The sequence below is a fragment of the Hymenobacter sp. BRD67 genome (genome assembly GCF_013256425.1).
In the GTDB taxonomy this organism is placed as follows: domain Bacteria; phylum Bacteroidota; class Bacteroidia; order Cytophagales; family Hymenobacteraceae; genus Hymenobacter.
In genome coordinates this window covers 1,415,750-1,430,305 of sequence record NZ_CP053904.1, presented here as the reverse complement: position 1 = coordinate 1,430,305, position 14,556 = coordinate 1,415,750, and the positions used below count along the sequence as shown (strand labels likewise).

13 protein-coding genes and 1 pseudogene are annotated in these 14,556 nt (G+C 58.4%); 11 read left to right on the top strand and 3 right to left on the bottom strand.

All coding sequences use genetic code 11. The annotated features are described in order from the left end of the window. The 9 genes and pseudogenes from GKZ67_RS06590 (at position 1) to groL (ending at position 8,715) form a co-directional block, all read left to right on the top strand. The gene (locus GKZ67_RS06590) at positions 1–420 is read left to right on the top strand and encodes a hypothetical protein (protein WP_173241646.1); all 420 of its coding nucleotides are present in this window, start codon (positions 1–3) and stop codon (positions 418–420) included. A 35-nt stretch (positions 421–455) separates the two neighbouring features. After that, complete coding sequence (locus GKZ67_RS06585) at positions 456–1,283, top strand: anthranilate synthase component I family protein (protein WP_173241645.1); 828 nt, start codon at positions 456–458, stop codon at positions 1,281–1,283. A 92-nt stretch (positions 1,284–1,375) separates the two neighbouring features. Continuing rightward, the gene (gene miaB, locus GKZ67_RS06580) at positions 1,376–2,821 is read left to right on the top strand and encodes a tRNA (N6-isopentenyl adenosine(37)-C2)-methylthiotransferase MiaB (RefSeq protein ID WP_173241644.1); all 1,446 of its coding nucleotides are present in this window, start codon (positions 1,376–1,378) and stop codon (positions 2,819–2,821) included. Between the two features lie 140 nt (positions 2,822–2,961). Then, positions 2,962–4,288, top strand: a pseudogene (locus GKZ67_RS06575) (sigma-54 interaction domain-containing protein). After that, the gene (locus tag GKZ67_RS06565; protein ID WP_254245100.1) at positions 4,269–4,811 is read left to right on the top strand and encodes an LptE family protein; all 543 of its coding nucleotides are present in this window, start codon (positions 4,269–4,271) and stop codon (positions 4,809–4,811) included. The pseudogene GKZ67_RS06575 and the gene GKZ67_RS06565 overlap by 20 nt, the downstream one beginning before the upstream one ends. Positions 4,812–4,888: 77 nt before the next feature. After that, positions 4,889–6,031: a hypothetical protein gene (locus GKZ67_RS06560; RefSeq protein ID WP_173241643.1), complete on the top strand. Its 1,143-nt coding sequence runs from the start codon at positions 4,889–4,891 to the stop codon at positions 6,029–6,031. Between the two features lie 15 nt (positions 6,032–6,046). Beyond that, positions 6,047–6,427, top strand: coding sequence for a preprotein translocase subunit SecG (gene secG, locus GKZ67_RS06555; protein WP_173241642.1), 381 nt, complete (start codon positions 6,047–6,049; stop codon positions 6,425–6,427). Positions 6,428–6,650: 223 nt separating this feature from the next. Then, positions 6,651–6,941, top strand: coding sequence for a co-chaperone GroES (gene groES / locus GKZ67_RS06550; RefSeq protein WP_197487401.1), 291 nt, complete (start codon positions 6,651–6,653; stop codon positions 6,939–6,941). Positions 6,942–7,068: 127 nt separating this feature from the next. Then, positions 7,069–8,715, top strand: coding sequence for a chaperonin GroEL (groL, locus tag GKZ67_RS06545; protein ID WP_173241641.1), 1,647 nt, complete (start codon positions 7,069–7,071; stop codon positions 8,713–8,715). Between the two features lie 141 nt (positions 8,716–8,856). Here groL and GKZ67_RS06540 read toward each other — a convergent pair whose 3' ends face one another. Continuing rightward, a complete protein-coding gene (locus GKZ67_RS06540) occupies positions 8,857–10,428 on the bottom strand; it encodes a peptide MFS transporter (RefSeq protein ID WP_173241640.1) in 1,572 nt (523 codons plus the stop codon). A gap of 358 nt (positions 10,429–10,786) precedes the next feature. On the opposite strand from GKZ67_RS06540, the gene pckA reads away from it, so the two are divergent. Beyond that, positions 10,787–12,403 carry a phosphoenolpyruvate carboxykinase (ATP) gene (gene pckA / locus GKZ67_RS06535; RefSeq protein ID WP_173241639.1) on the top strand — a complete coding sequence of 539 codons (1,617 nt, stop codon included), beginning with the start codon at positions 10,787–10,789 and terminating at the stop codon, positions 12,401–12,403. 127 nt (positions 12,404–12,530) lie between these two features. Here the strand turns inward: pckA and GKZ67_RS06530 are convergent, their stop codons facing one another. Further along, positions 12,531–13,229, bottom strand: a complete 699-nt coding sequence (locus tag GKZ67_RS06530) for an NUDIX hydrolase (RefSeq protein WP_173241638.1) — start codon at positions 13,227–13,229, stop codon at positions 12,531–12,533. A gap of 141 nt (positions 13,230–13,370) precedes the next feature. Between GKZ67_RS06530 and GKZ67_RS06525 the strand changes: the two genes are divergently transcribed. After that, positions 13,371–13,895: a metallophosphoesterase family protein gene (locus GKZ67_RS06525; protein WP_173241637.1), complete on the top strand. Its 525-nt coding sequence runs from the start codon at positions 13,371–13,373 to the stop codon at positions 13,893–13,895. Positions 13,896–13,950: 55 nt separating this feature from the next. On the opposite strand, the gene GKZ67_RS06520 is transcribed toward GKZ67_RS06525, so the two are convergent. Next, on the bottom strand, positions 13,951–14,478 hold the full coding sequence (locus GKZ67_RS06520) for a hypothetical protein (RefSeq protein ID WP_173240508.1): 528 nt from the start codon (positions 14,476–14,478) through the stop codon (positions 13,951–13,953). Positions 14,479–14,556 lie beyond the last annotated feature (78 nt).

Here is a 14,556-nt window from a genome sequence, read left to right as displayed (position 1 = left end):
ATGTTGACCGTCCCACTCGCCAGCCTGCCCGCCGACTTCCGCGCCCGCGCCTTGCAGTGGGCGGCGCAGTTTCCACATTGTGCTTATTATGAGCCCAATAACCTACAGGCTTCGGCGGCTGGCACGTTTACGCGGCTGCTGGCGGTGGCTCCGGCGGCCCCCGGCGCGCCTACCTCCCTGGCCGAGTTGACGGCTTATCTGGACGGACCACCGCACCTGCCGCCACGCTGCGGCTTTTTAACATACGATATTAAAAATGAGATTGAAGCGCTACACAGTCACAATTTTTCCGGACTTAATTGGCCGGCGCTTCATTTCTTTTTGCCCGAAACCTGCTTGTACTGGCAGCCCGACAGCCTGCTGATTCAGGGCGCAGTGACTGACGTGCTGGCCGCGATTCTGGCTACCGAAGTGCCCTAGCCGCGCTGCCGGCCGTGCCGCCGCTACGCCCCCGAATGCCCCGCACCGACTACCTGCAAGCCGTGGCGCATGTGCGCGAGGACATCCTGAATGGCGAGGTTTATGAATTAAATCTGTGCCAGGAGTTTTACGCCGAAAACGTGCAGCTCGACCCGGTCGCCACTTTTTGGCGGCTCAATGAGGCCTCGCCGGCTCCCTACGCGGGCTTTTTGCGCTACCACGACCATTATTTGCTATGCGCGTCGCCTGAGCTATTCCTGGAGCATTACGAGCCCGCCATTATTCAGTCGCAGCCCATTAAAGGCACCCGGCGCCGCGGTGCCACGCCGGCCGATGATGAGCAGCAGCGCCTCACCCTGCTGCACGACGAAAAGGAGCGCGCCGAAAACCTGATGATAGTGGACCTCGTGCGCAACGACCTAGCCCGCGTGGCACGCACCGGCACCGTCGAAGTGACCGAACTCTTTGGCACCTACGGCTTTAAACAGGTTTGGCAATTGATTTCGACCGTGTCGGCTGAGCTACGGCCGGGCGTGGACCTGGCCGACATTCTGCGCGCTACTTTTCCGATGGGCTCGATGACGGGCGCGCCCAAAATCAGGGCCATGCAGCTTATTGAATATTACGAAGCCAGTCGGCGCGGACTCTACAGCGGCAGCTTCGGCTTTGTGTGGCCCGATGCCGAATTCGAGTTCAACGTCGTGATTCGCAGCCTGCAATACCGCGCCGATACCGGCTACCTCAGCCTGCAAGTCGGCTCGGCCATCACGTATGACTCCGTGCCGGAGCACGAATACCAGGAATGCCTGCTGAAAGCGCAGGGCGTGCTCGAAGCGCTGCAAACCAGCCTCAGCGGGACGTAAGTCCGGGCCAGGAACTAACCGCCACCTGCCATTCTGTCATTTTTTGTATCTTTGTTACCTGCCCCGCACCCGGCCGGGGCATCTTGCCTGCTATGTCTCAACCGCTCATTACGTTAGATTTTCTTGCTACTGCACCCGCACCCGACGCGTCGGCCCTGCCCACCGAGGTGCGCGTGAGCGCCGCCACCCGCACCGGCGCGGGCCGCAAGCTCTACATCGAGAGCTACGGCTGCCAGATGAACTTCTCGGATTCTGAAATCGTGTCCAGCATCCTGGCGGCGGAAGGCTTCGATACCACCGAAGACCTGGCTGCGGCCGACCTGGTGCTGCTCAATACCTGCTCCATCCGCGAGAAGGCCGAGCAGACGGTGCGCATGCGCCTCACCCAAATCAACTCGCATAAAAAGCGCCGGCCGGGCATGCTCGTGGGCGTGCTGGGCTGCATGGCCGAGCGCCTCAAAAGCCGTTTTTTGGAAGAAGAGAAAATCGTGGACCTCGTAGTGGGCCCCGACGCCTACCGGGACCTTCCCCAGCTCATTGCGCAGGTTGATGGGGGCCACAAGGCCGTCAACGTGCTGCTCAGCCGGGAAGAAACCTACGCCGACATCACGCCCGTGCGCCTCAACTCGAACGGCGTGTCGGCCTTTATTAGCATCATGCGCGGCTGCGACAATATGTGCTCGTTTTGCGTGGTGCCCTTCACGCGGGGCCGCGAGCGCAGCCGCGATGCCCACAGCATCGTGCAGGAAGCCCGCGACCTGGTGGCCGCTGGCTACAAGGAAGTTACCCTGCTCGGCCAGAACGTGGACAGCTACAAGTGGGCCAGCACCGATGGGCAGGAGCGCGTCAACTTTGCCCAGTTGCTGGAGCGCGTAGCGCTCGTGAGCCCGCAGCTGCGGGTGCGCTTTTCGACCTCGCACCCCAAGGATATTACCGACGAGGTGCTGCACACGATGGCGCGCCACGACAACATCTGCAAGTACCTGCATCTGCCCGCCCAGAGCGGCAACTCGCGCGTGCTGGCACTGATGAACCGGACCTACGACCGGGCCTGGTACGAGGAGCGCGTGGCGGCCGTGCGCCGCATCCTGGGCGACGACTGTGCCATCTCGACGGATATGATTGCCGGCTTCTGCTCCGAGACGGAAGAAGAGCATCAGGACACGCTGAGCCTTATCGACCATGTTCAATATGACATGGCTTATATGTTCTTTTATTCGGAGCGCCCTGGCACGCTGGCCGCCCGCAAGCTCGCCGATGACGTGCCGCTGGAAACCAAAAAACGCCGCCTTCAGGAAATAATCGACCGCCAGCAGGCGCACAGCCGTGCCCGCTACGAGCGCGGGGTCGGCCGCGTGCATCAGGTACTGGTCGAGAATTTCTCCAAGCGCTCGAAAGACGACCTCAGCGGCCGCAACAGCCAGAATCAGGTAGTAATTTTTCCGAAGCAAAATTTCCAGAAAGGCGACTACGTTAACGTACTGGTACACACTAACACCGGCGGCTCGCTACTGGGCGAGGCAGTACAAATCAGCTAACCTCTCTCCGTATGGATGTTAAATCTGACTTGCTGCCGGTGGGTGGCTTGGTCGCTTTTTAGTCATCCGCTTGGTATGGCGCCTGAATTTTCCTAAGAAATAAACTTCATGGACTGAGCTTATCAGGCTTAGTCTGGCTAATGACAAATCAAGAAATCCAATCCATCAAGCAGCGTTTCGGCATCATTGGTAATGCGTCGGCGCTGAACTACGCCATTCAGGTAGCCGCGCAGGTCGCGCCGACTGACATGACCGTGCTCATTACCGGCGAAAGCGGGTCGGGCAAGGAGTCGTTTTCTAAGATTATCCACGCCCTGTCGCCGCGCAAGCACGGGCAGTTTATCGCCATCAACTGCGGCGCCATTCCGGAAGGCACCATCGACTCGGAGCTGTTTGGACACGAAAAAGGCGCGTTCACGGGGCCAATGAAGCTCGCAAGGGCTATTTTGAAGTGACCGACGGCGGCACCATCTTTCTGGATGAGATTGCCGAAATGCCGCTGGGCACCCAGGCCCGCCTGCTGCGCGTGCTCGAAAATGGCGAGTTTATCCGGGTGGGCTCCAGCAAGGTGCAGAAAACCGATGTGCGCGTAGTAGCCGCCACCAACGTGAATCTGCTCGACCGGGTGCAGGCCGGCAAATTCCGCGAAGACTTGTACTATCGCCTTAACACAGTGCCGATTACGGTACCTCCGCTGCGCGAGCGCGGCGATGATATCTACCTGCTGTTCCGCAAGTTCACGGCTGACTTTTCGGAGAAACATAGAGTAAAACCTATATCTCTCACGCCCGACGCGGTCCGACTGCTCACGCGGTTTCGGTTTCCGGGCAACATTCGCCAACTCAAGAACCTGGCCGAGCAGATTTCGGTGCTGGAGTTGGAGCGTGAAGTTGATGCTGCCCGCCTGACTACCTATTTGCCGGCTGTCCAAACGTCGCTGTTGCCGGCCCTGCTGCCCGGCCACGGCACCGGCAATGACTTTAGTTCTTATTCGGAGCGCGATATTCTGTACCGGCTGCTGTTCGACATGCGCCGCGACATGACCGACCTCAAAAAAGTGGTGCTGGAGCTGGCCACCGGCAACCGCCCCGCCACTACTGATACCCAGGAGCTGCTGCGGCAGAACAGCCATTTATTCAACAACTTAAATGAGCCTGCGCCCTATCCGGCCCGGATGGCGCCACCGAAAACAACGGCTATTACCTGCCCGCCAGCCCGGCTGCGCCGCTGCGGGTAGATGTAAGCTCGGTCAGTAACTATGCCGACGAGGACGATACCGACCAGACGGAAGACATCTCGCACGAAACCGAGGAAGAGACCTTGTCGCTCGATGCAATTGAGAAAGAGATGATTCTCAAGGCCTTGAAAAAGCATCACAACAAGCGCAAATATGCTGCCCAAGACCTGGGCATCTCGGAGCGCACCCTCTACCGCAAGCTCAAGCAATATGACCTGGAATCGGCTTAAAACCACCCGTCGCCAGGCACTGAGCCTGCTGGCGCTGCCCTTGCTCCTGCTGAGCGGCTGCGGCGTGTATTCATTCAACGGCACCAACATCGACCCGGCGGTTAAGACGCTCTCCATTCAGACCTTCCAGAATACCGCGCCCAATGCGCCGGCGTATCTGTCTCAGCGCTTTACCGAAGATATTAAGGACTATTTTCAGCGTAATACCACCCTTAAGCTGGTGCCGCGCGATGGCGACCTACAATTTGAAGGTACTATTGTGGCCTACGACTTTGCCCCGGCGGCCATTCAGCAGGCCGGCGGACTGCCCAGCGCAGGTGCCAACCGCCTCACCATTCAGGTGCAGCTTCGCTTTACTAACACCAAGAATAATAAGCAGGACTTCGAGCAGACTTTCCAGAGCCAGCGCGATTTCGCTTCTACGCAGGATATTGCGTCCATAAACAACGATTTGGCATCGGTTCGCGAAATCACTCGCAATATTATCAGCGATATGTTCAACAAGTCGGTGGCCAACTGGTAGCGCTTAGCCCAGCTTATACTACTGAATACCAGCTACTGACTACCAAATACACTACTCCGCTCCCTCCTTCTCCCCGCATGACCCGCGCCTCGCTTTTACAGCTTCTAACCCATCCTTCGACTCTCAACGGGGCCGATACGCGTGCGTTGGAGCAGTTGGCTGAGGCCTTCCCCTACTGCCAAACGGCTCACCTGCTGCTGGCCAAAGCGGCGCACGACCAGAGCTCTATGCTGGCCGGCCAGCGCCTGCGCCGGGCCGCCACCTATGCCGCCGACCGCACGCACCTGCGCCAGCTGATAGAGCAGCCCGCCCCCTCAATAGCAGTAGCGGAGCCGGCACTTGCCGAAATACAGGCTCCACTCGCCATGCCCGAGCGGGTGGCAGCAGCGCCTGCGCCTGAGGAGGCCCCGGTCCTTACGCTTACTGCCCCGGAGAACGAGACTCTTACCGGGCAACCGCTCCTCGTCGCAGCGCCAACCGACCAGCCCGACCAGGTAATCGGGGAAGTAGCACCGGCTGCCTTACCCGAAGTAATAGCTGCTGAGCTACTGCCTGAGGCAGAGGAAGAGCTGCCGGCTCAGGCTCCGCCCATTCGCCCGCCGGCCGGGGCGCAGGTAGCCCGTTACGAGTTTGGGCTGGCCGATGAAGAACCGGCCGAGCTACTGGCTTACCGCCTGCCGGATCCAGTCGAGCCAGCTGGTATAAGTGCTGCTGCCACTGTGGCGGCCACTCCTGCGCTGCCTGCGTATAGTGGTGTGCCCGATGTAGGCTATGCCCCCACCGAGGGGAGCCAGCTGGGATTCTGCCTGGTGGCTCCCCTCCCCACTGACTTACTGCCCAGCGCCAGCCTGCCGCCCACTGGCGAGTTTTTTGAGCCCGATGGCCTTCTGCTGGCACACCTGGCAGCCCATCAGCTCCCAACGCTACCTAAGCCCAGCTCCCTCGACCTGATTAACAGCTTCTTGCAGCGCGCGCCGGCCCCGCAACGGCGCCGCGTAGCGCCGCTGCCCTCGGCTCCCGAGCCCGATGCCCAGGCCGACCTCTCGGTGCGCAGCACCCGCGCGGAGCCCGACCTGGCATCCGAAAGCCTGGCTAAAATATTGGCCCGCCAGGGAAAAAATGACCGCGCTATTGCAGTTTATGAGCGCCTCATGGTGAAACACCCAGAAAAAATGGCGTACTTTGCAGCCCAAATTGAATCTTTGCGCCCGTCGGCGTAGCTTTTACTTTTTTCCATGTACCTCGCGTTAGTCATTTTCATTCTGCTCGTGTGCTTCCTACTGGCCTTGGTAGTATTAGCTCAAAATCCTCAGGGCGGCGGCCTTAGCAGCCAGTTTGGTGCGAGCGGCACCGCCAACCTCATGGGCGTCAAGCGTACCGGCGACTTGCTGGAAAAACTAACCTGGGGCTTCGCCGTGGGCCTGATTGTATTATCGCTGGCTACCCACATGGTTGGCGGCGGCAGCAACGGCCCTATCCAGAGCGTCAACCAGCAGGCTGCCAAGAGAGCAGTTGTGCCAGTAGCCCCGGCTGCCCCGGCTTCGGCCCCTGGCGCGGGAGCACCGGCTGCCCAGCAGCCAGCCGCGCCGATAACGGCCCCACAGTCGGCCAAATAAGCAACTTTTAGTATATTTCCTCTCTAAGCCAGTGGCTCCGTTTCAGACGGGGTCACTGGCTTTTTGCTTGGTCGGCGGGCCGTTGGCCGGGCTGGTCTGCCAATCCGGCTAGTTGTGGCGCACATTCTGTCAGGTTTGGGCGGTTGGCACATTTCGTGTCAATCGCCGCAGCAGAAGTTCCGACTTCTTATTTATCCAAAACATCCATTTCCCTTTTCAACCAATGGCACTGAGCATTAAACCGCTGGCCGACCGCGTGGTCATTAAAGCCGCCGCCGCCGAAGCCACCACCAAGTCTGGCATCATCATCCCCGATACTGCCAAGGAGAAGCCCCAGCGTGGCGAAGTAGTAGCCGTAGGCGAAGGTCGCACTGCCGACAGCGGCAGTCTCATTAAGCCCCAGGTGAAAACCGGCGACCAGGTATTGTACGGCAAGTGGACCGGCACAGAAATTACCCTGGACGGCGAGGACTACCTCATCATGCAGGAGAAGGACATTCTGGCCGTTCTTTAAAGTTGAGGTGCTAAATGTGGCTAACTAGAAAGATGTACGGTTTTTACTAACTCTTACATTTCGCACAGCAGCCCATTTATCACATTTCAAAGCTTAACATCTTATTAACCTATCACTTAACCACCTAATGGCTAAGAACATTCAATTTGACACCGAAGGCCGCGACCGCTTGAAGCGCGGCGTGGATAAACTGGCGAACGCCGTTAAAGTAACGCTCGGGCCGAAAGGCCGCAACGTTATCATCGACAAGAAGTTCGGCGCGCCTTCTATCACCAAGGACGGCGTAACCGTAGCCAAGGAAATCGAGCTGCGCGACCCCATCGAGAACATGGGCGCCCAGCTGGTGAAGGAAGTAGCCAGCAAAACGGCCGACCAGGCCGGCGACGGCACCACTACGGCTACCGTACTGGCCCAGGCTATCTACACCGCCGGCTCGAAGAACGTGGCCGCCGGTGCTAACCCGATGGACCTCAAGCGCGGTATCGACAAGGCTGTGCAGGCCGTAGTGGCCAACCTGAAGGCCCAGTCGAAGCCGATTGCCAACAGCGCGGAGATTGCGCAGGTGGGTACCATCTCGGCCAACAACGACGCGGAAATCGGCAAGATGATTGCCGACGCGATGGATAAGGTTGGTAAAGAAGGTGTTATTACGGTTGAAGAAGCCCGGGGCACCGAAACCGAAGTAAAAACGGTTGAAGGCATGCAGTTCGACCGCGGCTACCTCTCGCCTTATTTCGTGACCAACCCCGAGAAGATGGAGACGGAGTTCGAGAACCCCTACATCCTCATCTACGACAAGAAGGTCAGCACCATGAAGGAGCTGCTGCCCGTGCTGGAGCAAGTGCTTCAGACTGGCAAGCCGCTGCTCATCATCTCGGAAGACGTGGATGGTGAGGCGCTGGCTACGCTGGTAGTAAACAAGCTGCGCGGCTCGCTGAAAATCGCGGCCGTGAAGGCTCCCGGCTTCGGCGACCGCCGCAAGGCCATGCTCGAAGACATCGCCACCCTCACGGGCGGTACGGTGATTTCGGAAGAGCGCGGCTACAAGCTGGAGAACGCTACCCTGGACTACCTCGGCACGGCGGAGAAAATCATCATCGACAAAGACAACACCACGATTGTCAACGGGAAAGGCCAGAAAGAAGATATCACCGCTCGCGTGAATCAGATTAAGGCCCAGATGGAAACTACCACCTCGGACTACGACAAGGAGAAGCTGCAAGAGCGCCTGGCCAAGCTGAGCGGTGGCGTTGCCATCCTCTACATCGGTGCCAGCACTGAGGTAGAAATGAAGGAGAAGAAAGACCGCGTGGACGATGCCCTGCACGCGACCCGCGCCGCCGTTGAGGAAGGCGTAGTACCCGGCGGTGGCGTGGCCCTGGTGCGCGCCATTGAGGCCCTCGACGCAGTGGTTACCCTGAACGGCGACGAGCGGACCGGCGTTAACATCATCCGCACGGCCCTGGAAGCTCCCCTGCGTACTATTGTGCAGAACGCCGGTGGCGAAGGCTCGGTAGTGGTGCAGAAGGTGCGCGATGGCAAAGGCGACTTTGGCTACAATGCCCGCGAGGACCGCTACGAAAACCTGACGGCCGCTGGTATCATCGACCCGACCAAAGTAACCCGCCTGGCGCTCGAGAACGCCGCTTCCATCGCCGGCCTGCTGCTGACGACCGAAGCCGTTATCTCGGACGAGCCCGAGCCTAAAGAAGCTGCTGGTGGCCACGGCGACGGTGGCATGGGCGGAATGGGTGGCATGGGCGGCATGATGTAGACCGCAGATTGAACGAATTTCGCAGATACGTCGGCTACGCAGACTGACTTTTGCTTTCGGTTCGTTTGAGATAGAAAAAGCCCCACCGGACGATGTCCGGCGGGGCTTTTTTATGCACTAGCGCGAAGCTACTCCGTCGTACTACTGGGCAGCGGGCGCCGGATAATTGCGGGCGTCCATCATCTTGGCCAGGCGACCGCTGAGCAGGAACAGAATGGCGGCGGCAACGGCAGCCGACACCACAAATACCATAAAGAAGTCGTAGAGATTCGTGATGTGAAAGCCCAGCACCGACGGCGCAGGGGCGGTCGATTTGGGGTCGGGATACAGGCTGCTCATGTAGCCGGCCAGGTAGTTGGCCGCCGCGTTGGCCAAGAACCACACGGCCATCAGCAGGGAGGCAAATTTGACCGGGGCCAGCTTATTGACCAGCGACAAGCCGATGGGCGACAGACACAGCTCGCCGGCCGAGTGCAGGAAGTACAGCATTACCAGGAAAAACATGCTCACCTTCACGCCGGGCTGGAGGTTGTGCACCCCGAAGCACATTACCAGGTAGCCAGCGGCCAACAGCGCCAAACCCATTGCCATTTTGACGGGCGAGGCCGGCTCGGCGCCGCGCTTACCCAGCGCAACCCAAACCATCGCCATGAGTGGCGCACCGGCCACGACGAAAATAGCATTCAGGTTTTGGAATATACTGGCCGGCAGGGTAACACCGAAGATAGTCCGGTTCATCTGCTCATCGGCGAAGAACGTGAGCGAGGCCGGTGCCTGCTCAAAGGCTGCCCAGAAAAATACGACGAAAAACGACACGATAAAGATGACCATGATGCCCTGGACGTCGGCTCCACTGAGTGATTTATCACTGAATATCATGAAGATAATCGCAACAAGAGCAATGCCAAGCAGCGGGGCAATAGTCGGGAACATGGCGGTATCAAGCCATAGAATACCCAGCACCAGCGCCAGTAGCACCGGCAGCAACGCATAAATTCCCTTCACTCCGCCCGAGTTAACCGGCGTGAGGCCCACCTGCTCGCCTTCGGGCGTGTGCAGGTATTTGCCTTTGCCCCAATTGAAAACGGCGGTACCGAGCAGCATGGCAATCCCGCAGGCCAAGAAGGCCCAGCGAAAGTCGCCGGGGTGTCCCGTATCACCTACCAGGCTGGTAATAGTATTGCCGATAAACGAACCCAGGTTGATGCCCATGTAGAAGATGGTGTAGGCCGCATCCTTACGGGTATCGGTGGTCGAGTAGAGCGAGCCTACCATGCTGGAGATATTAGGCTTAAAGAAGCCATTGCCCACAATCATGGTGCCCAGGCCAGCGTAAAGCAGCCAGTGACTAAGCTGATGCGTGCTGGCGGGCCCGTAGTTGCTGGCCGAAAAAAACAGCGTAAACTGCCCAATCGCCATCATCAGGCCGCCCACCGTTATGGAGCGCCGGTTGCCCCAGTAGCGGTCCGAGATAAAGCCGCCGATGAGCGGCGTGAGGTACACCAGGCTGGTATAGCCACCGTAGAACTTCGACGCGAACGCCTTGTCCATCATCATGGCTTTGGTGAGGAAGAGCACCAGCACGGCGCGCATGCCGTAGTAGCTGAAGCGCTCCCACATTTCGGTGGCAAACAGGAGGTAGAGGCCGCGCGGGTGGCTGCCCGAGGCCGTTTGGGGCGGTTGCGGGCGCAGGCTGGCGGTAGCAGGTTGCATGCAGAGAACGAAGAGGTAAAAGAAAAAGAAACGTAAATACCCTTTCCACACCGGGCGGGGGGTGGGTAAAGCTAAGAAAACTTTGGGTAATAGAGGAGCAAAGGCAGAGGCTTAACATATAGATTTCACTATATTAAGCCTTTCTCCACGGCCACAAACTCAATAGCTTTTGGCAGATATTGTGGGTGGGCATGATTGCCTAAAAACTGCTTTTTCTTTTAAGCAGACCAGTTTTTGAGCTTAAAAACTGACCGGACCCGGCCAGCCGCAAACGATTGCAGCGAAAATTCGCCAGAGCCCTTGTACATTTGTAGTACCATTCCACACTGTTCCCACCCACTTTTTGTTTCTCTGTTTCATGGCTGACCAAAAAGCAGTCGCTGCCCGCCTGGCCCCCTTAGGTTTTGTGCAGGCTCCGGCCCAGGCCCATCTCAACCTTACTCCCGCCGCGCTGGTGGAGCACGCGCTGCGCCGCCAGGAAGGCACACTTACCGATACCGGCGCGCTGATGGCCGACACTGGCCAGTTTACGGGCCGCTCGCCCAAAGACCGGTTTGTGGTAAAGGATGCCAACACCGCCGGCAGCGTGTGGTGGGGCGACATCAATATCGCCTTCGACCCCGCCCGCTTTGAGCAGCTGCACCAGAAAATGGTGGCTTACCTCGCCGATAAGGAAGTATTTGTGCGTGAAGCCTACGCCGGGGCCAATCCCGACTATCAGCTTAAGCTGCGCGTAGTAAATGAGCTGGCCTGGCACAACCTCTTCTGCTACAACATGTTTCTGCGGCCGGCGGCTGATGCCGACACGTCGTGGACGCCCGACTTCAGCATCATTTGTGCCCCCGGCTTTGAGGCCGACCCGGCCGTGGATGGCACCCGCCAGAAAAACTTCGCCATCATCGACTTCACCCGCAAGATGATTCTCATCGGCGGCACGGGCTATGCCGGCGAAATGAAAAAAGGCATATTCGGCGTATTGAATTATCTGTTGCCCCACGAGCACAACACGCTGGCCATGCACTGCTCGGCCAATGTGGGCCAGGACGGCGACACGGCCATTTTCTTTGGCCTCTCGGGCACTGGCAAAACGACTCTTTCGGCCGACCCGAACCGGGGACTTATCGGCGACGACGAGCACGGCTGGACGCCCGAGGCCGGCATCTTCAACTTCGAGGGCGGCTGCTACGCCAAGGTTATCGACCTGAGCCGCGCCAAGGAGCCCGAAATCTGGGATGCCATCCGCTTCGGCTCCATCGTGGAAAATACGCGGTTTCTGCCCGGCACGCACACGGTAGACTACGCCAATAAGTCGGTAACGGAGAACACGCGCACGGCCTATCCTATCCACTTCATTCCCAACTGTGTAGAGCCATCGGTAGGCAGCTCCCCGAAGAATATCTTCTTCCTTACGGCGGATGCTTTTGGGGTACTGCCGCCCATCAGCAAGCTTAGCAAGAGCCACGCCATGTACCACTTTATGTCGGGCTACACGGCAAAGGTAGCCGGCACCGAAATGGGCGTCACGGAGCCGCAAACCACGTTCTCGGCCTGTTTCGGGCAGGTATTTCTGCCGCTGCACCCTACCAAGTATGCCGAGATGCTGGGCCAGAAAATGGACGAGCATCCCGACATCAATGTGTGGCTGGTGAATACGGGCTGGACCGGCGGCAGCTACGGCGTAGGCCACCGCATGAAGCTGGGCTACACCCGGACCATGATTACGGCCGCCCTCGGCGGGGTGCTCAACGAGGTGAACTTCAAGAAGCATCCCATTTTTGGGGTGGAAGTGCCTGGGGCTGTGCCCGGCGTACCAAGCGAGATACTGGACCCGCGCAATACCTGGGCCGATAAAGAGGCCTACGACCAAACCGCTACGGAGCTGGCCGATAAGTTTGTTAAAAACTTTGAAAAATACGCCGACTTCGCCAACGCCGAGATTATGGCCGGCGCGCCCAAAGTTGCAGTAGTAGCTTAGCTGAGACAAGCAGCTAAAAAGGCTCCGCTGGCAATTGCTGGCGGAGCCTTTTTCAGTAAAAATTTACCAGGCAGTAGGCCAATGGGTCCTGATTTTAGCGCTCTTGCAGGAAGGATTCCAACCCAGGCTATTTCTCAGAGGTGGCTTTGGCAGGCTTGCCAGCCAGCTCACTCAGGTAGTGCTGCACCACCAGGGTAATGGAGGCGTACGACTCTTCGAGGCGAGCCAGGGCATCCTGGGGCGACATCCAGCGCACTTCCTCAATGTATTCCTCCGTTTGAGGCCGCATTACCGAGTCGTCGAGGCATTTCATCACGTACCAGCTCGTTTTTTTCAGCATTTTATTGCCTTTGTACGCATACGAGTGCCAGGTGCTGGGCAGCTTTTCGCCCAGCTCTACCTTGATATTGCACTCTTCCTCTACTTCCCGGATGGCACCGAGGGCCACATCCTCATCGCTTTTGAGCTTTCCTTTGGGCAGGTCCCATTTACCGAGGCGGTAAATCATGAGAACCTGTCCATCTTTCACTACCAGGCCACCGGCGGCCTTCGCAATCTTAAACTGGTCTTTGAGATGCAGAATAAGATTTTTCTTTTTGCGGGCGAGCATAGTGAGCGAATCCAGCTTTTTCAGCTTTTTCACTTCCATCAGCCGGAGCAGGCGGTCGAGAAAGGCCGGCGTGGCATCGCGCACCAGCACATCGCCTACCAAATCCTTGCTGGTGAAATCCTGGTCAGCCGCAAGCACGAGGTCATATTTATGCTTGTACACCTTGTCGCTGAGTTTTTTAATAATCAGCGGCACATCGTTGATGAAAACGTTCATCGGAAATTTCGAAAAGAAAAGAGTCTGCAATGGAATTATCCCCTTGCCAGTACCTGCCGCATACGGCTGGTAGCGCCGCAAGATACGGGGCCGCCGGTTTTTTGCCACACTAGCCAGCGGCGTTGCATCTTTGCCGCCGCTATGACGCGCATCGCCCTCCTCTCCGATACCCACGGCTATTTCGACGAGCGCCTGGCGCACCACCTGCGCGGTGCCAACGAGATATGGCACGCCGGCGATTTTGGCTCCTCAGAGCTGGTTTTGCAGCTGGCAGGGCTGGCCCCGGTATTTCGGGGCGTGTATGGCAACATCGACGGCACCGACGTGCGCTGCACTGAGCCGCTGGTGCAGGACTTCGCGGTAGAGGGCCTGCGGGTGCTCATGACGCACATTGGGGGCTACCCTGGGCACTATGCCCCGGCCGCGCGGCAGCTGCTGGCTCAGGCGCGGCCGGGGCTATTCGTATGCGGCCACTCGCATATTCTGCGTGTAATGCCCGACCCCAAGCTGCATCTGCTGACGCTGAACCCCGGCGCGGCGGGCCGGCACGGCTTTCATAAGGTGCGCACTATGTTGCGTTTCGGCATCGACCGGGGTAAGGTGGTGGAGATGCAGGCCATCGAACTGGGCCCGCGCACGGCGATAGCAGATACAGGCGTACGCTAAAAAGGCGTCCGGCCACAGAGCCGGACGCCTTTTTACTTACTTAGCCAGTAGCAGCCTACAGCGCGATTTCGGGCTTGGGATGCTCACCTTCCTGACCGTCGTTATTCACTGGCTTGGTTTCAGCCTCGGCAGCATCAAAACCTTCACCGCCGGTCTGGTTGGCTTCCGTAGCCTGATTTTCTTCGGGAGTTTTGCTTTCCAGCGCGTGCTTGGCACCTTCCACGAGGTTGTGGGCGGCTTCCTGTACGGCATCGGTGGCCTTTTCTACCAGGCTGCTGTGCGCTACGGCATCAACGGCATCGCTGGCTACGTGCTTTACTTTATCAGCAGCAGCGGAGGCGGCGTGGGCTACTTTGCTAAAGATGCCTTCCTCTTGCGCGGCCGCCTTATCTTTTTTGTTAGCCACTGAGGCATCGCTTTGGGCAGCCTCGTTTGGGGCAGCATGGCCAAAGCGCGATTTGAGCTCGTCCAAATCCACGTTTTTCAGCACGGGCGTACGCAGCAAGTTCTTGATTTTGCGCACTTCATTGTTGGCACGGGCAATGTTTTTGCGGTGCTTGCGCTTCAGACGGGTAACGGACATGATTTCCGGGGAAATGAGAGTTCTGGCAAATGAGGTGCAAAAATAAGGCTTTACTTTTGGAATTCCAAACCCTTTGCT